Annotated in this window: 17 protein-coding genes and 1 pseudogene; 14 read left to right on the plus strand and 4 right to left on the minus strand. The window is 41.5% G+C overall.

All coding sequences use genetic code 11. The features are described 5' to 3' along the window. The first annotated feature begins 83 nt into the window (after window positions 1-83). Complete coding sequence (gene mutY, locus KVT11_RS16405; RefSeq protein ID WP_017366880.1) at window positions 84-1,184, plus strand: A/G-specific adenine glycosylase; 1,101 nt, start codon at window positions 84-86, stop codon at window positions 1,182-1,184. Here mutY and KVT11_RS16410 read toward each other — a convergent pair. After that, window positions 1,171-1,395 (minus strand): hypothetical protein, encoded by a 225-nt coding sequence (locus KVT11_RS16410; protein WP_008341962.1) that lies wholly within the window; start codon window positions 1,393-1,395, stop codon window positions 1,171-1,173. The two genes, mutY and KVT11_RS16410, sit on opposite strands and share 14 nt — an antisense overlap. Window positions 1,396-1,476: 81 nt before the next feature. Here KVT11_RS16410 and fabL point away from each other — a divergent pair, with 81 nt between their 5' ends. The 10 genes and pseudogenes from fabL to KVT11_RS16460 all read left to right on the plus strand — a co-directional run bounded on the left by fabL (window position 1,477) and on the right by KVT11_RS16460 (window position 11,025). Then, entirely contained in the window at window positions 1,477-2,229 is a 753-nt protein-coding gene (fabL, locus tag KVT11_RS16415; protein WP_007496726.1) for an enoyl-[acyl-carrier-protein] reductase FabL, read from the plus strand. Between the two features lie 75 nt (window positions 2,230-2,304). After that, a pseudogene (locus tag KVT11_RS16420) lies at window positions 2,305-2,454 on the plus strand (gamma-type small acid-soluble spore protein); the annotation flags it as partial. Window positions 2,455-2,628: 174 nt separating this feature from the next. Next, entirely contained in the window at window positions 2,629-2,889 is a 261-nt protein-coding gene (locus KVT11_RS16425) for a YgaB family protein (protein WP_017366881.1), read from the plus strand. Between the two features lie 147 nt (window positions 2,890-3,036). After that, entirely contained in the window at window positions 3,037-3,567 is a 531-nt protein-coding gene (ntdP, locus tag KVT11_RS16430; protein WP_008341956.1) for a nucleoside tri-diphosphate phosphatase, read from the plus strand. 95 nt (window positions 3,568-3,662) lie between these two features. Then, window positions 3,663-5,405 (plus strand): ABC transporter ATP-binding protein, encoded by a 1,743-nt coding sequence (locus tag KVT11_RS16435; protein ID WP_007496730.1) that lies wholly within the window; start codon window positions 3,663-3,665, stop codon window positions 5,403-5,405. A 112-nt stretch (window positions 5,406-5,517) separates the two neighbouring features. Beyond that, the gene (locus tag KVT11_RS16440; protein ID WP_024718262.1) at window positions 5,518-6,540 is read left to right on the plus strand and encodes an ABC transporter ATP-binding protein; all 1,023 of its coding nucleotides are present in this window, start codon (window positions 5,518-5,520) and stop codon (window positions 6,538-6,540) included. Continuing rightward, complete coding sequence (locus KVT11_RS16445) at window positions 6,509-7,486, plus strand: ABC transporter ATP-binding protein (protein WP_217609077.1); 978 nt, start codon at window positions 6,509-6,511, stop codon at window positions 7,484-7,486. The genes KVT11_RS16440 and KVT11_RS16445 overlap by 32 nt, the downstream gene beginning before the upstream one ends. Then, on the plus strand, window positions 7,461-9,047 hold the full coding sequence (locus tag KVT11_RS16450) for an ABC transporter substrate-binding protein (RefSeq protein WP_017358851.1): 1,587 nt from the start codon (window positions 7,461-7,463) through the stop codon (window positions 9,045-9,047). The genes KVT11_RS16445 and KVT11_RS16450 overlap by 26 nt, the downstream gene beginning before the upstream one ends. Before the next feature lie 61 nt (window positions 9,048-9,108). Beyond that, window positions 9,109-10,110 carry an ABC transporter permease gene (locus tag KVT11_RS16455; RefSeq protein WP_007496737.1) on the plus strand — a complete coding sequence of 334 codons (1,002 nt, stop codon included), beginning with the start codon at window positions 9,109-9,111 and terminating at the stop codon, window positions 10,108-10,110. Window positions 10,111-10,128: 18 nt separating this feature from the next. Further along, window positions 10,129-11,025 (plus strand): ABC transporter permease, encoded by an 897-nt coding sequence (locus KVT11_RS16460; RefSeq protein WP_116307677.1) that lies wholly within the window; start codon window positions 10,129-10,131, stop codon window positions 11,023-11,025. A gap of 29 nt (window positions 11,026-11,054) precedes the next feature. Here the strand turns inward: KVT11_RS16460 and KVT11_RS16465 are convergent, their stop codons facing one another. Next, window positions 11,055-12,128: an FUSC family protein gene (locus tag KVT11_RS16465; protein ID WP_116307679.1), complete on the minus strand. Its 1,074-nt coding sequence runs from the start codon at window positions 12,126-12,128 to the stop codon at window positions 11,055-11,057. A gap of 247 nt (window positions 12,129-12,375) precedes the next feature. Further along, entirely contained in the window at window positions 12,376-13,671 is a 1,296-nt protein-coding gene (locus KVT11_RS16470) for a glutamate-1-semialdehyde 2,1-aminomutase (protein ID WP_116307681.1), read from the minus strand. 129 nt (window positions 13,672-13,800) lie between these two features. On the opposite strand from KVT11_RS16470, the gene bcp reads away from it, so the two are divergent. Then, complete coding sequence (gene bcp, locus KVT11_RS16475) at window positions 13,801-14,268, plus strand: thioredoxin-dependent thiol peroxidase (protein ID WP_007496746.1); 468 nt, start codon at window positions 13,801-13,803, stop codon at window positions 14,266-14,268. Window positions 14,269-14,427: 159 nt separating this feature from the next. Further along, window positions 14,428-14,865, plus strand: coding sequence for a peroxide-responsive transcriptional repressor PerR (perR, locus tag KVT11_RS16480; RefSeq protein WP_003217782.1), 438 nt, complete (start codon window positions 14,428-14,430; stop codon window positions 14,863-14,865). A 35-nt stretch (window positions 14,866-14,900) separates the two neighbouring features. On the opposite strand, the gene KVT11_RS16485 is transcribed toward perR, so the two are convergent. Next, window positions 14,901-15,248 carry a YgzB family protein gene (locus tag KVT11_RS16485; protein ID WP_017358855.1) on the minus strand — a complete coding sequence of 116 codons (348 nt, stop codon included), beginning with the start codon at window positions 15,246-15,248 and terminating at the stop codon, window positions 14,901-14,903. Between the two features lie 189 nt (window positions 15,249-15,437). Here KVT11_RS16485 and KVT11_RS16490 point away from each other — a divergent pair, with 189 nt between their 5' ends. Further along, the gene (locus KVT11_RS16490) at window positions 15,438-16,316 is read left to right on the plus strand and encodes a nucleotidyltransferase-like protein (RefSeq protein WP_017358856.1); all 879 of its coding nucleotides are present in this window, start codon (window positions 15,438-15,440) and stop codon (window positions 16,314-16,316) included. Window positions 16,317-16,524: the final 208 nt, after the last annotated feature.

Raw genomic sequence — 16,524 nt, forward strand, 5'->3', positions numbered from 1 at the left:
GTTAACGTATCTACAAACAGTATACAACAAATAAGGTTCTTTTCAGAACGTTAGCTCTCGGTTCGATAAGAAGGAGTATAGAGATGAAAGACATTCAAGAAAAGCTGGACCGCAAAGATATTGCGGGTTTTCAGCATGATTTAATCGATTGGTATGAAAAAGAACAACGAACACTTCCATGGCGTGAAAATCAAGATCCATACCGCGTCTGGGTATCAGAAGTGATGCTCCAGCAAACGAGAGTGGATACGGTCATTCCGTACTTCAACCGGTTTATGGAGCAATTCCCGACGGTGAAAGATCTTGCTTTAGCTGATGAAGAAAAGGTCATGAAAGCATGGGAAGGTCTGGGCTACTACTCAAGAGTGCGTAATTTACAGGCTGCTGTGAAAGAAGTATATGAATCCTACGAGGGCGTTGTCCCTGATACGAAAGAACAATTTTCAAAGCTGAAAGGTGTAGGTCCGTATACGAGCGGCGCAGTGCTGAGTATCGCTTATAACAAGCCATACCCTGCGGTAGACGGCAACGTGATGAGGGTCATTTCCCGTATCTTGTCCATATGGGATGATATTGCAAAACCAAAAACGAGAAACATTTTCGAATTTGCGGTTGATCAGCTCATTTCCCGGGAAAAGCCGTCAGAATTCAATCAAGGGCTAATGGAGCTAGGTGCGCTTATTTGTACCCCAACCTCTCCTGCATGCCTCATTTGTCCTGTAAACATGCATTGCTCAGCACTTGAGGAAGGCGTTCAGCATGAGCTGCCGGTGAAAAGTAAAAAGAAAAAGCCGACTGCGAAATCAATGGCAGCGGTGGTGTTATTTGATGATGCAGGCCACCTCTATATTCATAAGCGTCCAAGTACAGGTCTGCTTGCGAATTTATGGGAGTTCCCAAACATGGAAACAATGAAGGGAAGAAAAACGGAAAAAGAGCAGCTGATTGATTTCTTAAAAGAGGAAGCGGGTGTACAAGCAGAACTTGGTGATTTAGAAGGCACCATTCAACATGTATTTACCCACCTCATCTGGAATATTTCTGTTTTCTTTGGACGTGTGACCTCTGTATCTGATGACACGATGCTGAAAAAAGTCACAACAGAAGAATTTGAGGCATATGCTTTGCCAGTCTCACATCAAAAAATATGGAAGATGGCTCTTGAACAACCTAGTCATATTTAACCGTTGTACCATGGGTATAATCGGCTTCATTTCGGTGCAGACCCCCGCGGTTTTCAATTTCAGAAATGATTTCTCGATACTTAGATTGCCCTTCTTCGTTTAAATAAGGTAAAATTTGTTGGAAAGCATGATGAAAAAAAGCAAGCTCAGTATCTTTCCATTGATCCTTTGACATCATGCCAAGCTGGCTTAAATCGCGTCCGACATACATGAATGTAACCTCCTAATAGGAACTTTCCTATTAGTGTGAAGCGAATGGACGAAAACTATTCAAATCAGGAGATGAACCATAATGAACAAGCGTAAATGTGCACTAATTACAGGCAGCAGTAGAGGTGTCGGGAAAGAAGTAGCCCTTCGCCTGGCTGAAAAAGGATATGACATTGTCATTAACTATGCAAGAAGCAAAAAAGCAGCACTTGAAACAGCTGAAGAAATTGAAGCGATGGGTGTTAAAACATTAGTTGTCAAAGCCAACGTTGGTCAGCCAGAGAAAATCAAAGACATGTTCCAGCAAATTGACGAAACGTTTGGCCGTTTAGACGTATTTGTGAACAATGCGGCATCTGGCGTTCAGCGCCCAATCATGGATCTTGAAGAAAATCATTGGGACTGGACCATGAATATCAATGCGAAAGCCTTGTTATTCTGCGGACAAGAAGCAGCCAAATTAATGGAGAAAAACGGCGGCGGACATATCGTCAGCATTAGCTCACTAGGCTCTATCCGCTACCTTGAAAACTACACGGTGGTCGGTGTATCTAAAGCAGCACTAGAAGCTTTGACACGCTACCTTTCCGTTGAGCTGTCACAAAAAAATATCGTTGTGAATGCCGTATCAGGCGGCGCCATTGATACAGATGCACTCAAGCACTTCCCAAATCGTGAAGAGCTATTAGAAGACGCTAAGAAAAATACACCAGCAGGCCGTATGGTGGAAATTAAAGACATGGTCGACAGTGTAGAATTCCTTGTATCAGGCAAAGCAGATATGATTAGAGGACAGACGATTATCGTCGATGGCGGACGTTCTTTGCTTGTTTAAAAAAAACATGAATAAGATATACACCTTCTGCACAAATTAATGTGCGTGGAGGTGATAATGATGGATAAACAACAAAACAAAACAAACGCACAACAAGTGAAAAAACAAAACCAAGCTGCTGCACAAGGCGGTCAATATGGCACTGAATTTGCTAGCGAGACTGACGCACAGCACGTAAAAAAATACAACCAAAAAGCTGAGCAAAACAAACAACAAAACAGCTAATCACTGAAACAAAGGGAAGCACTTCATCTACGAATGAAGTGCTTTTCTTTTTGCCTCTCCCCACCATCCGACAAAACCTGTAAAACCTCTACATAAACAGTCAAAGGACTTCTTCCTTCTTTCAAGAAATGGTATAGATACAAAAAGTCGATACGAATGAAAGGGAGGAGTTAGATGTCTGATTTCGATCAGCTTGTCAGAGAACAAATGCAGCTTATGGATCAGCTGCTCGATGTACAAGGGGAACTTGATCTGTACTTAGAGACAGAAAAACGATTGCTGCAAGGTGAAAAAAAGGAAGAGCGGCATAAGCTTCATGATCAAATCAAACAAAAACGAGAGGAACTGCAAAAAGTCCAAACACTATTTACAAAACAGACTGAACAAGTCATCAATTCGTATAAACAAATGGAGAAGAGCTCAACCGTCATGTAAAAGAGTGTGCCGTTCAATTGGGTTGAATGGCTTTTTCATTTCATTTTTTAATGATGTAACGGTATAATATAATAGAGACATGTTTAGTTGGAAAATTAGGTCTTTGGACTGTTAGGTTTGTTTGTTATAGAAAGTAGGGGAGAAAATATGGGCTATCCCAAGGAAGGAGAAACCATCCAAATTCAAAGCTATAAACATAATGGCTTGATCCACAGGATTTGGAATGAAACCACGATTCTGAAAGCAACGGAATTGTGTATCATTGGTGCAAACGATCGAACAATGGTGACTGAATCCGATGGCCGAACATGGATGACAAGAGAACCGGCTATTTGCTATTTTCATGCAAAACAATGGTTTAATGTCATTGGGATGCTTCGAGATGATGGGGTGTATTATTACTGCAACATCAGCTCTCCTTTTGCGACAGATGAAGAGGCGATTAAGTATATTGATTACGACTTAGATGTCAAAGTCTTTCCGGACATGACGTATAATATTTTGGATGAGGATGAATATGCAGATCATAAGAGGCAGATGAATTATCCAAAAGAAATCGATAGTATCTTACGAGAGCATCTAAATACATTACTGCATTGGATTCACCAGCGGAAGGGACCGTTTGCTCCAGAATTTGTGGATATGTGGTATGAACGTTTTTTGCGTTATACAAAATAAGTAACAGCAGCTAAAACCTGTTTGGCTTTTCAAAGCCAACAGGTTTTTGACTGCGTACGGATAAGAGGCACTGATAGATTGGGAAGGAGATTTACATGGGGGTCATAAAACGTTACATGGCTTTTGTAACACCGTATAAAAAACAGATTGCATTGACAATGGTGATCGGAATGATTAAGTTCTCGATTCCCTTAACATTGCCTCTGCTTTTAAAGTATGTCATTGATGATGTCATTCAAGGCTCTGGATCGGCTGAAGAAAAAACATCCACTCTCTTTATTATTATGGGAATCATGCTTGTATTATTTTTAGTGATGAGACCGCCTGTTGAGTACTACAGACAATACTATGCACAGTGGACAGGCAGTAAAGTATTATTTGATATTCGGGAAAAACTGTTCTCGCACATTCAAAAGTTAAGCCTTCGTTATTACGCCAACACGAGAACAGGGGAAATTATTTCAAGGGTCATCAACGATGTGGAGCAAACAAAGGAATTTGTCATCACAGGGCTTATGAACATTTGGCTTGATTTGATGACCGTCCTGATTGTGATAGCCATTATGTGTACACTGGATCTTAAACTCACCATTGTGTCTGTCATTATTTTTCCGCTGTATGCGTTAGCAGTGAAGTATTTTTACGGACGGCTTCGCAAGCTGACAAAAGAGCGGTCGCAGGCACTGGCTGAGGTACAAGGGCACCTGCATGAGCGAGTACAAGGAATGCCTGTCATTCGCAGCTTTGCGATTGAAGAATACGAACAAGAGAATTTTCACGATGAAAATAAAAATTTCTTAAACAAAGCGATCAATCATACGAATTGGAATGCCAAAACATTCGCCGTCGTCAATACGATCACAGACATTGCGCCGCTGCTCATCATTGCTTTTGCTGGCTATACCGTCATTAACGGGTCGCTTTCAATTGGGACAATGATTGCCTTTGTCGGCTACATTGACCGGATGTACAACCCGATTCGTCGTCTCATTAACTCATCGACGACTTTAACTCAGTCAGTAGCATCAATGGATCGTATTTTTGAGTTTATTGATGAACCGTATGAAGTAACAGACAAGCCCAATGCAAAAGAAGCCAATCACTTAAAAGGAGAGGTAGAGTTTAAAGATGTGTCGTTCCGTTATGAACATACACAGGAAGAGATTTTACACAATATCTCCTTGAAAGTAGAAAAAGGTCAAACCGTTGCGCTTGTAGGAATGAGTGGCGGAGGGAAGTCGACACTCGTCAGCTTAATTCCAAGATTTTATGATGTCACAAGCGGATCACTCGAAATTGACGGCATTGATATTAAAGAGTACAAGGCAAGAAGCCTCCGGAATCAAGTCGGAATGGTGCTCCAAGATACATTCTTATTCAGTGACACCATTAAAGAAAATATCGCTGTGGGAGACCCGGAAGCATCCTTTGAGAAAATTGTGTCGGCTGCAAAAGCGGCAAATGCGCATGATTTTATCATGTCTCTTCCTGAAGGATATGACACGAAAGTAGGAGAACGTGGCGTAAAGCTATCAGGCGGTCAAAAACAACGAATTTCAATTGCGAGGGTATTTCTTAAAAATCCACCGCTGCTTATTTTAGACGAAGCGACGTCTGCACTTGATTTAGAAAGTGAACATTACATTCAAGAGGCGATGCAAAAGCTGGCAAAAGATCGCACAACTTTTATAGTTGCGCACCGTTTATCAACGATTACACATGCGGACCTCATTGTGGTCATGGAACAAGGCGAGATTGTGGAAAAAGGAACACATGAGGAATTAATGAACCGAGACAGCCACTATCGCCATCTATTTACCATTCAAACATTAAATTAGTAGAAGCCTATCCGATTCTAGCGGATAGGCTTTTTTATGCTTGTCAAAAACATGACATATTTCCCAGCTTGTCTCAATACAATTTTAAAAAGTATGACGGGGTGGTGAAGATGTGAAAGAACAAGAAGTATTGCTAGATGTTAAACAGCTGTCCATTGCCTTTCAGCAAAAAAAACAGAGAGTGCCGATCGTCCATGACATCTCATTCTCTATTCAAAAAGGAGAAACCTTAGGTATTGTGGGCGAATCTGGCTGCGGGAAAAGCATCACATCGATGTCTTTAATGGGGCTGAATCACCAAACAGAAACAACAGGTCACATACAATTTGAAGGTCAAAACCTGCTGTCACTGTCGGAGAAACAATGGCGAGAGGTCAGAGGGAATGACATCTCAATGATTTTCCAGGAACCCATGACTTCTCTCAATCCACTCATGACCATCGGCAAGCAAATGACAGAAGCCCTTTTCACACATCAGACTATCAACCAAAAAGAAGCAAAAGTGAAGGCGGTAGATTTGCTTCAAACGGTTGGCCTGAAACAAGCAGCGTCATTACTCAAAAAATATCCACATGAACTATCGGGCGGCATGCGTCAGCGTGTGATGATTGCGATGGCGATGCTGTGTCACCCAAAGCTCATGATTGCAGATGAACCAACGACTGCACTTGATGTCACCATCCAAGCACAAATTCTTCGTTTGCTCAAAAAGTTAAATGAAGAGATGGACACCGCTATTTTATTTATTACTCATGATTTAGGCGTCGTGCGGCAAATATGCCAGCGTGTCATGATTATGTATGCCGGTCGAATCGTAGAAGAAGGAACCGTTGACCGTATTTTCCAAAAACCTCTCCATCCCTACACGAAAGGTCTTTTCGCCTCTGTTCCATCATTTAAAGAGAAAAAAGAAAAACTCATGTCTATTGCGGGTCATGTACCTAAGCCAGGAGCTATTCGGTCCGGCTGTCAATTTGCACCACGCTGTCCATATCAAATGACGCAATGTCTTGAAAAAGACCCATCTTTACAATCCATTTCACACAATCACCGCGTCGCATGTTTTCTAATGGAAGGAGGAGAAGACACTGAATCACCCACTGTTGCAAGTGAATCAACTGACGAAGCGTTATGACACATCGGCATTTTTTTCTAAACACAAACAGACGACTTTGGCTTTAAATCAAGTGTCCTTTCACGTGAAAGAAGGAGAGACGCTCGGCATTGTGGGCGAATCTGGCTGCGGGAAATCAACCCTTGGCAAAAGCTTAATGAGATTAATCGAACCGACTTCTGGCTCAATTCAAATGAAAGGAAAAGAAGTGACGCTTCTGAAAGAACGAGACATGCGTTCCTTCAGAAAAGACATTCAAATGATTTTCCAAGATCCATACGCTTCCTTAAATCCACGAATGAAAATCAAAGACATTTTAGAAGAACCGCTCATTGTTCATAAACATGGAACAAAAGCAGAAAGACAAAAGCGTGTAAAAGAGATGCTGCACATTGTTGGGTTTGACCCATCCTATGGAGACCGTTATGCGCACCAATTTAGCGGCGGTCAGAGGCAGCGTATTGGAATTGCTAGGGCGCTGATTACTCATCCAAGTCTTGTGATTGCCGATGAGCCAGTTTCCGCTTTAGATGTATCGGTTCAAGCGCAAATATTGAATTTAATGCTCGAATTGCAAAAGACGCTTTCTCTGACGTACTTGTTTATTTCTCACGATCTAGGCGTTGTCAAGTATATGAGCGACCGAATTGCAGTGATGTACGCTGGCCGTATTGTAGAAATGGGTCCTGCGGAGGACGTATTTCACAAGCCGCTTCATCCTTATACATCGCTTCTTCTGACATCCATTCCACATATGGATCACGTGCTGGAAACGCAGGATGTGTCAGCGGAAGAATCCACCCTGGTGTCAGAAGATGGCTGTCCTTTCTATAAAAGATGTCCAAAAAGGTGGGCGCAATGCTTGCAAGCTGTTCCGCCTTTGTATGAGAAGGAAACAGGTCATGCAGCTGCGTGCTATTTATATCAAAAGGAGGAACACAATGAAGAAGACATGGTTATTCAGTAGTTTCATTTTTGTGCTGGCACTTGCGTTATTTTTAGGGGGCTGTTCATCTTCATCAACATCAGAAGAAAAAGCCACAAAAGACACTCTCGTATTCGGCAGAGGAGGGGACTCTACGTCACTTGATCCGATTACAACAACAGAAGGCGAAACCTTCAAGGTCACAGAGAATATGTTTGAAAAACTTTTGAATTACGGTGAAAAAGACACGACCATCCATCCGGGCCTCGCAACAGAATGGGATGTTGCAAAGGACGGAAAATCTTACACGTTCTACTTAAGAGAAGGTGTGAAATTTCACGATGGCACAGATTTTAATGCAGAAGCAGTGAAATTCAACTTTGACCGCTGGATGAATGGAGATGCCGAAAAATTTCCTTACTACGGCATGTTTGGCGGCTATAAAAAAGATAAAGGGCATGTCATTAAAGACATCATCGTCAAAGGAGAGCATGAAATTGAATTTCAACTCAAACGCCCGCAAGCAACATTTCTGAAAAACATCGCCATGTCACCATTTGGTATCGCTAGTCCTGCAGCAGTTGAAAAAAGCGGTGATTCATTTAGAGAAAACCCAGTTGGCACAGGACCATTTAAGTTTAAAGAATGGAAGCAGAACGACCGTATTGTCTTAGAAAAGAACGAAGATTACTGGCAAAAAGATAAACCAAAACTGAAACAAATCATTTTCCGCTCTATTCCTGAAAACTCTGCTCGTTTAAATGCGCTTAAAACAGGCGAAATTGACTTAATGGACGGCGTCAATCCGTCCGATTTAGATGGCATTAAAACAGACAAAGCGCTCCAGCTGATTGAAAGACCATCCATGAACGTAGGTTATATCGGGCTGACAGTGACTAGAAAGCCGCTTGATAACAAGTTGGTTCGTCAGGCGCTCAATTATGCAGTTGATAAAGAATCAATCATCGAGTCGTTTTATGGAGGGCTTGCTGAACCAGCAAAAAATCCACTTCCTCCGTCATTAGAAGGCTACAATGACGAGATTGAGCCATATCCATATGATCCGGAAAAAGCAAAAGAACTATTGAAAGAGGCAGGCTTCCCTGACGGTTTTCGCATCAAGCTTTGGGCAATGCCTGTGCCGCGTCCATATATGCCAGACGGGATGAAGGTAGCTGAAGTCATTCAGTCAAACTTTGAAAAAGTTGGTGTCAAAGCCGAAATCGTCACATATGATTGGGCGACTTATTTAGATAAAGCAAGTAAAGGCGAAGCAGATGTGTTCTTATTAGGATGGACAGGGGACAATGGCGATCCTGATAATTTCATCTACACACTATTGGATAAAGACAGTATTGGCGGTAACAACTATACATTCTTCCAAAACGATAAAATGCATGACATCCTCATTGAAGCGCAGACCGATACGGATCAAAAGAAGCGAAATGAATTATATCAAGAAGCTCAAGAAATCATTCATGATGAAGCGCCTTGGATTCCATTAGTCCATTCAATTCCAATGCTTGCCGCATCTAAAGATTTAAAAGGCTACCAGCCGCATCCGACTGGTTCCGAAGCATTGACTGACGTATATTTCGAATAAGCAAATAAGGGAGATCGTTCGATCTCCCTTATCCAAACAATGAAAAGGCGGTGAAAGCTGTTTGTTTGCTTATTGTATGAAGCGAGCAGGAATGCTCATTCCAGTACTGATCGGAATGACCTTAGTTGTATTTTCTATTATTCGGTTTATCCCTGGAAATCCGGCGCAGGTCATCTTAGGACAGCGGGCAACGAAAGAAGCAGTAGAGCAATTGACGATTCAGCTTGGTTTAGATCAGCCGTGGTACGTACAATATGGTCACTACATGTTGGGGCTTTTAAAAGGTGATCTAGGGACTTCCATACGAACAGGAGCGGCTATTGCCCAGGAAATGAAGCCTTACTTATTCGCTACATTAGAATTGACTTTCTTCGCTATGTTGCTAGCGATTATTGTCGGTGTGAATGCCGGAATCATTAGTGCGTGGTTTAAACATTCATTCTTTGATTATGTGGCCATGTTTATTGCGCTCATTGGGGTGTCCATGCCGATTTTCTGGTTAGGCTTAATGGGACAGTGGCTATTCTCGATTGAATTAGGTATTTTGCCGACTACAGGACGAGAAAACGTCAGAAATCCGGTAGAGTCGATCACTTATATCCATACGCTGGACACGCTTTTGCAAGGACGATTTGATCAATTCTTTGACAGCATCAAGCATTTAATTTTACCAAGTACCGCTCTCGCAACGATTCCTGCTGCGATTATTGCAAGGATTACGAGGGCAAGTATGCTGGAAGTTCTTCATTCAGATTTTATTCGAACAGCAAAAGCAAAAGGGGTACGTTCATTTTTCATCATTTATCAGCATGGGCTGAAAAATGCGCTCATTCCGATTTTAACGATTATTGGTCTTCAAACAGGTCTCTTGCTAGGCGGAGCCATTTTAACAGAAACGATCTTTGCTTGGCCGGGAATTGGGCGGTATATTTACGATGCAATTAGCTATCGTGATTATCCTGTTATTCAAACTGGCATTCTTGTTGTTGCGCTCATATTTGTGCTGATCAATTTCATTGTGGATATCTTGTATGCAGTCATTGATCCGAGGATTAAATACTAGAGAAGGGAGAGTGACGACATGGAAGCGCAAAAAGAGCTTCAAGCACCTAAACAAAAGGAAGAACGCTCTCAATCACTGATTCTTGAATCGATGAAACTGTTCTTTCAGCACAAGCTGGCGGTCATTGGCACTGTGATTGTCTTTTTATTTCTGATCCTAGCAATCTTTGCACCGCTCATTGCTCCTTATGGAATCAACGAGCAGTCACTAGGCGAACGATTTAGTGCCCCTTCGGCTGCACATTGGTTTGGTACGGATGATTTCGGGAGAGACATATTTTCTAGAGTCGTGCATGGAGCTCGGATTTCATTATGGGTGGGTTTCTTCTCCGTTCTCGGGTCGGTTATTTTAGGGACATTGCTTGGATTGGTGGCAGGTTACGGCGGCAGATTGCTGGATGCTGTCATCTCAAGACTATTTGATATTTTACTCGCTTTTCCTAGCATTCTATTAGCGATTGCGATCGTTTCCATCTTAGGCCCTTCCTTACAAAATGCCCTTATTGCCATAGCGATTATTAACGTCCCGACTTTTGGGCGGCTGGTTCGTTCAAAGGTGCTGAGCATTAAGCAAGAAGAATATGTTTTAGCAGCAAAAGCAGTTGGGATGTCACACCGCCGCATTGTTCTTCGTCACATTCTGCCAAATAGTATGGTGCCGGTCATCGTTCAAGCGACGCTTGCGATTGGTACTGCCATTATTGAAGCGGCGGCTTTAGGATTTTTAGGATTAGGTGCACAAGCGCCAAGTCCAGAGTGGGGGAAAATGCTTGCAGATGCGAGACCTTATCTCGTACAAGCGCCATGGACTTTATTTTTCCCGGGGATTGCGATTATGCTGACGGTTCTTGGCTTTAACTTGATGGGAGATGGATTAAGAGACACCCTTGATCCTAAAATGAAGAAAATAAAATAAGACCGATTCTAAGAATCGGTCTTTTCTATTTAAGCTTCTTTTTCTTCTGTCTCAATCTCACTATCTTTTGGGTGATACGTTTGGAAGCTTGTAATCAAAGTATCTAGATGCTCCAATTCATCACGGTATTCAATAATACTCGACATCACATTCAGCATATTGTAATCCAGCAAGTTGTTTTCTTGATTTTGCTGGTGCTGAATAAATGATTTCGTTAATGCTTCAAGACGAAGAGAGCATTCATTCTGAAAATCATCGTCCTGCGGTTTCATTTTTCCAACAAACTTCATCAAGGTACGTTCATGCCAATAAAGCAAATAATCAATCTCATCTGTTAAGCTCTCTCTGAAATGCTCTGGCATCAAATGAATTTCATTTTCTAACTTATGAAGCTTTTTCAGCAAGTACAGCGCTCGATTAGACGTCATGATTGCCTGTCTGAATAAAACAAGCTTTCTAGATTTGACATAAGTTGTTTTCTTTAAATAGCTTCGTTCTTCTTTGTATAACAAGTAAATGTGATCTAATTTGATCATGCGTTCTTTTATTTGATCGATGTCATCCTTTAAAGTGGAATGATCAGTTGACTGTCTGGAGCTCAGACGGATCCATTTTAAAATCTCCTCCGTATTTTCCATAATGTGATGAACAAGCTTTGTTTCATACTTTGGCGGCAGGAAAATCAAATTCACTAAAAATGAAGAAAGTACGCCTAACACCACAGTTGCTGTTCGAATTAAGGCAAAGGAAAGGAAATGATCCCCTGCACTTTCTAAAATCGCGATGACGGTTACGAGTGCAATCGGAATCGTGTGTTCAATCTTCAGCTTTAAATTAATCGCAATGACCATGACGGCAGTTAAGCCGATGATGACGGGTCCTGTGCCAAAAAGCAGACCGAACGTAATGGCAAGTGCTGCTCCAATAATATTGGCTTGCACTTGATCAACAATCGTTAAAAATGATCGATAAATAGATGGCTGGATAGCAAATACAGCTGCAATTCCCGCGAAGACGGGTGTCGGCAACCCAAGCCATGTTGCCAGGTAAAGCGCGAGTACAATGGCAATACCAGTTTTTAAAATACGGGCTCCAAGTTTCATTGGTTTTGTCCCTGCATTCCTTTCTTTTCGATAATAGATGACCACTTGTCATATATCATAAATATTTTGATGAAACAACTAAGTAATATACAGCGGTCTTCCGAAATATTCAAGTGATTTTTGAAAGTTCATGAAAACATCAAAAGAAGGTATTGAGAAAAAATGTAACAGATTCACTCGCTTTTGACAATCAAGAGCTGGTAAATAAAAAAACAGACGCATGAATTTACGTCTGTTTTTCTCTTCATTATGATTGTTTCAGTTGTTCAAACGCATGATCTACTGCTTTGAGCGTTTCAGAAATATCATTTTCAGTATGCGCAATGGTTAAGAACCACGCTTCATATTTAGAAGGAGCGAGGTTAATACCTTGTGCGAGCATGAATTTAAAGAAACGGGCGAACATTTCACCATCCGTATTTTCAGCCTGCTCGTAGTTCACAATCGTTTCCTTTGTAAAATAAATGGTGAGAGCACCTTTTAAGCGATTCACTGTAATATCTACTTGATGTTTTTTTGCGTGGGCTAAAATTCCCTCTTCTAACATGGCCCCGAGCTGATCCAGACGTTCGTAGACTCCGTCTTCTTTTAACACTTCCAAGCATGCAATACCAGAAAGGATGGAGGCGGGATTTCCTGCCATCGTACCAGCTTGATAGGCTGGTCCAAGCGGGGCGACTTGCTCCATAATTTCTTTTTTGCCGCCGTAAGCGCCGATTGGAAGACCGCCGCCGATAATTTTACCTAATGCAGTGAGGTCAGGTTTTATTTGAAGCAAGTCCTGTGCACCACCATACATAAAGCGGAAAGCTGTAATGACTTCATCATAGATGACTAGAGCCCCTTTTTCATGAGTCAGGTCATTCACCTGCTGCAGGAAACCGTCTTTAGGCTCTACGATGCCAAAGTTCCCGACAATTGGCTCAACAAGAACAGCTGCTACTTCATCACCCCAGCGGTCTAATGCTTCTTTGTAGCTGTCTATATCGTTGAATGGAACGGTAATGACTTCATTGGCAATACTTTTAGGCACGCCCGCTGAATCTGGTGTTCCTAAAGTGGAAGGTCCAGAGCCGGCCGCAACTAGCACAAGATCAGAATGACCGTGGTAACATCCGGCAAACTTAATGATCTTTGTTCTGCCTGTATAAGCGCGAGCGACACGGATTGTCGTCATCACAGCTTCTGTACCTGAATTGACAAAACGAACTTTGTCCAAAGCAGGCATCGCTTCCTTCAGCATCTTAGCAAAAGTGACTTCATGCTTCGTTGGTGTTCCGTAAAGGACACCCGTCTCGGCTGCTTTCGTGATGGCTTTTGTAATATGAGGATGAGCATGTCCCGTAATAATTGGACCGTATGCTGCCAAATAGTCGATATAACGGTTTCCGTCAACATCCCAAAAATAAGCGCCTTCGCCTTTTTCCATTGCAACAGGTGACCCGCCGCCCACTGCTTTATATGAACGAGATGGGCTGTTAACCCCTCCAACAATATGCTCCAGCGCCTCTTGATGTAATTTTTCTGATTCGGTGAATTTCATAAATAGCCTCCTATCTCAACGTATCACGTCGTCTATCATTATTTTAACATGCCGATGCAAGCGTCCTTAGTTGAATATCTTCTCGAAATTGGATAGGCTAATGAAAAAATAGGTTGGAGGGATTGTATCATGACAATCGAAGTGGGGCAGCAAGTACCTGATATTGAATTACTTGGTGATAATGGAGAGAAAGTAAAGCTCTCTGATTTTAAAGGGAAACACATTGTCCTTTATTTTTATCCAAAAGATATGACGCCGGGGTGCACAACGGAAGCTTGTGATTTCCGTGACCGCCATCAAAGCTTTGCGGAATTAGATGCTGTGATCATCGGCGTAAGCCCAGACGGTCAAGACAAGCACCAAAAGTTTAAAGAAAAACATGACTTACCTTTCCTGCTTCTTGTAGATGACGAACAAAAATTGTCTGAAGCTTTCGGTGTATGGAAGCTGAAAAAGAACTTTGGTAAGGAATACATGGGAATTGAACGCTCAACGTTTCTTATTAATAAAGAAGGAAAGCTTGTGAAAGAGTGGCGTAAAGTAAAGGTGAAAGATCATGTGGAAGAAGCGCTTGAGGAACTGAAAGCTCACGCTTAATATGTTGACGTGATGAGATCGGCAGTCGTGCCGGTCTTTTTTGTATAGAAGAATAGGTAAAAAAGAGGATTGTAATTGACAAAGTTTCGGCTCTGGGGGTACACTATTTATAAAGATTATAATATAAGAATATTTTTGAAAAGAGAGGTGCATGATGAAATGGCTGCTCACGAACTAAAAGATGCTTTAGACGCTCTAAAAGAAACCGGTGTTCGAATTACTCCGCAGCGCCATGCCATCTTGGAGTTTCTCGTAAATTCTATGACACACCCAACCGCGGACGATATATATAAGGCACTTGAAGGAAAATTTCCTAATATGAGTGTAGCAACGGTTTACAACAATTTACGAGTCTTCCGGGAATCTGGATTAGTAAAAGAATTAACGTATGGGGATTCCTCAAGCCGATTTGATTTTGCGACATCTGACCATTACCATGCGATTTGTGAAAACTGCGGAAAGATCGTTGACTTTCACTATCCTGGCCTTGATGAAGTAGAACAGCTTGCATCCCATGTGACAGGCTTTACAGTAAGTCATCATCGCTTGGAGATCTATGGCACTTGTCAAGAATGTGCAAAAAAAGAAAATCATTAATGAAAAAGCTGACCAGTTGAATGGTCAGCTTATTTTTATGACTTTTTTCGATTGTAGGATTCATTAAACTCTTTGCCTTCTAATGCTGGATCGAGTGTAAGTGGCTCTCTGCAATGCATGCACATGTCCACTCGCCCAAGCACTTTTGTTTCCTTCTCACAGCCTGGACATACGACACGGACTGCCTTCGTAGAAAGCATACCGATCCAAAAGTAAACGGCTGTACTCAATCCAATCGATAACACGCCGAGTAGCATAAAGAAGGTCGACAGCCAGACCGATTCCTTGAAGAACACACCGATATACATGATCAAAAAACCAACAAAAACCAAACTAAGTGCAAATGTTCTGATTTTATTAATCTTACTGGAGTATTTCGCCATCCCTAGTCCCCCTTATCTCCAATATAGCACATTTTACCTTTCTGTTTGAATTAGTTATAGAGTTTTGTGAATAAATTGCTTATAATGATTCAACGATCTTTTTTCATGTATTGAAGGAATTTTGATTCTATGAGGAGAAATACATAGCATTAGAGAAGAACCTTACACCCGAGTATTGGAGGAATCACTATGGAAAATCTTCTCCGTCCTATTTATCAAGAGAGAGCAAGTCATCCAGATACATTAGCTGTGATTATAGTAGAAAGAAGACATAAAGTATCTTCTGAGACGGATAACTTTGATGCAGCGCTTCTAGTCATCGTAAAGGATGCGGAAGAACCGTTATTTATTAAGCACTATGAATCCGGTCACCAAACAGCTTCTTTAAATGTTGTCACAGATGATCAGTTGAAGGAATGGATTACCTTAGGTACCAACAGACGGATTATTGATTGGATTTTAAACGGAAAAGTCCTGTTCGATCGAAATGAATATATTTTCAACTTGATTGATGAACTGAGTACATTCCCGTTTTCTAACCGCAAGCTCAAAATTGGTTTAGAATATGGCAAGCTCATTCGCAGATATATAGAAGGAAAAGCATTTTTTGAATCAAATCAATTCCTCGATGCATATAATTCCATTGTGCATGCCCTGCATCACCTGGCGCGTATTGAAGTGATTGATAAAGGCTTCCACCCAGAAGTGACCGTTTGGAACCAAGTACGTCATATGGAGCCGGAAGTATATAAACTTTATTCAGAGTTGATTGAAAGCCACGAAAGTCTTCATAAACGGTTAGAACTTTTATTCCTAGCGAATGATTTCTTGATTCATTCAAAAGCAGAAATTGGTGCGGCTCATTTGCGTCATGTCATGGAACAGCAGGATATTTGGCTGTTTGGCGAGCTTCTTGCACATCCTGATCTCAAACATTTCACGCCTGATCTTAGTGTGATGATTGATTTCTTTGTGGAAAAAGGAATTGTGCTAGTAGAGCCAATTGAGACGAAGGGACAAAAAATCTATCACCGAGGATATTTTGTTAAAAAAGATATTGACGCATGAATATTATGATGGTATATTATTAAACGTCGCTAATGAGCAACCGAGTTGCTTTGAAAGAAAAGCGGACAAAAAGAAATTCGAAAAAACACTTGACGCACACGGCGCTCAAATGTTATATTAAGAAAGTCGCTTCTGAGCGATAACGAAGATGATCTTTGAAAACTAAACAAGACAAAACGTACCTGTTAATTCGAGTTTTTATAAAAAA

This window comes from Bacillus sp. GbtcB10 (genome assembly GCF_019091365.1).
Taxonomy (GTDB): Bacteria; Bacillota; Bacilli; order Bacillales; family Bacillaceae; genus Bacillus; species Bacillus altitudinis.

Excerpts from the sequence above, each read along its gene's own strand:
- mutY (WP_017366880.1), top strand. The coding sequence starts at position 84 with ATGAAAGACATTCAAGAAAAGCTGGACCGCAAAGATATTGCGGGTTTT.
- KVT11_RS16410 (WP_008341962.1), bottom strand. The coding sequence starts at position 1,395 with ATGTATGTCGGACGCGATTTAAGCCAGCTTGGCATGATGTCAAAGGAT.
- fabL (WP_007496726.1), top strand. The coding sequence starts at position 1,477 with ATGAACAAGCGTAAATGTGCACTAATTACAGGCAGCAGTAGAGGTGTC.
- KVT11_RS16425 (WP_017366881.1), top strand. The coding sequence starts at position 2,629 with ATGTCTGATTTCGATCAGCTTGTCAGAGAACAAATGCAGCTTATGGAT.
- ntdP (WP_008341956.1), top strand. The coding sequence starts at position 3,037 with ATGGGCTATCCCAAGGAAGGAGAAACCATCCAAATTCAAAGCTATAAA.
- KVT11_RS16435 (WP_007496730.1), top strand. The coding sequence starts at position 3,663 with ATGGGGGTCATAAAACGTTACATGGCTTTTGTAACACCGTATAAAAAA.
- KVT11_RS16450 (WP_017358851.1), top strand. The coding sequence starts at position 7,461 with ATGAAGAAGACATGGTTATTCAGTAGTTTCATTTTTGTGCTGGCACTT.
- KVT11_RS16460 (WP_116307677.1), top strand. The coding sequence starts at position 10,129 with ATGGAAGCGCAAAAAGAGCTTCAAGCACCTAAACAAAAGGAAGAACGC.
- KVT11_RS16465 (WP_116307679.1), bottom strand. The coding sequence starts at position 12,128 with ATGAAACTTGGAGCCCGTATTTTAAAAACTGGTATTGCCATTGTACTC.
- KVT11_RS16470 (WP_116307681.1), bottom strand. The coding sequence starts at position 13,671 with ATGAAATTCACCGAATCAGAAAAATTACATCAAGAGGCGCTGGAGCAT.
- bcp (WP_007496746.1), top strand. The coding sequence starts at position 13,801 with ATGACAATCGAAGTGGGGCAGCAAGTACCTGATATTGAATTACTTGGT.
- perR (WP_003217782.1), top strand. The coding sequence starts at position 14,428 with ATGGCTGCTCACGAACTAAAAGATGCTTTAGACGCTCTAAAAGAAACC.
- KVT11_RS16485 (WP_017358855.1), bottom strand. The coding sequence starts at position 15,248 with ATGGCGAAATACTCCAGTAAGATTAATAAAATCAGAACATTTGCACTT.
- KVT11_RS16490 (WP_017358856.1), top strand. The coding sequence starts at position 15,438 with ATGGAAAATCTTCTCCGTCCTATTTATCAAGAGAGAGCAAGTCATCCA.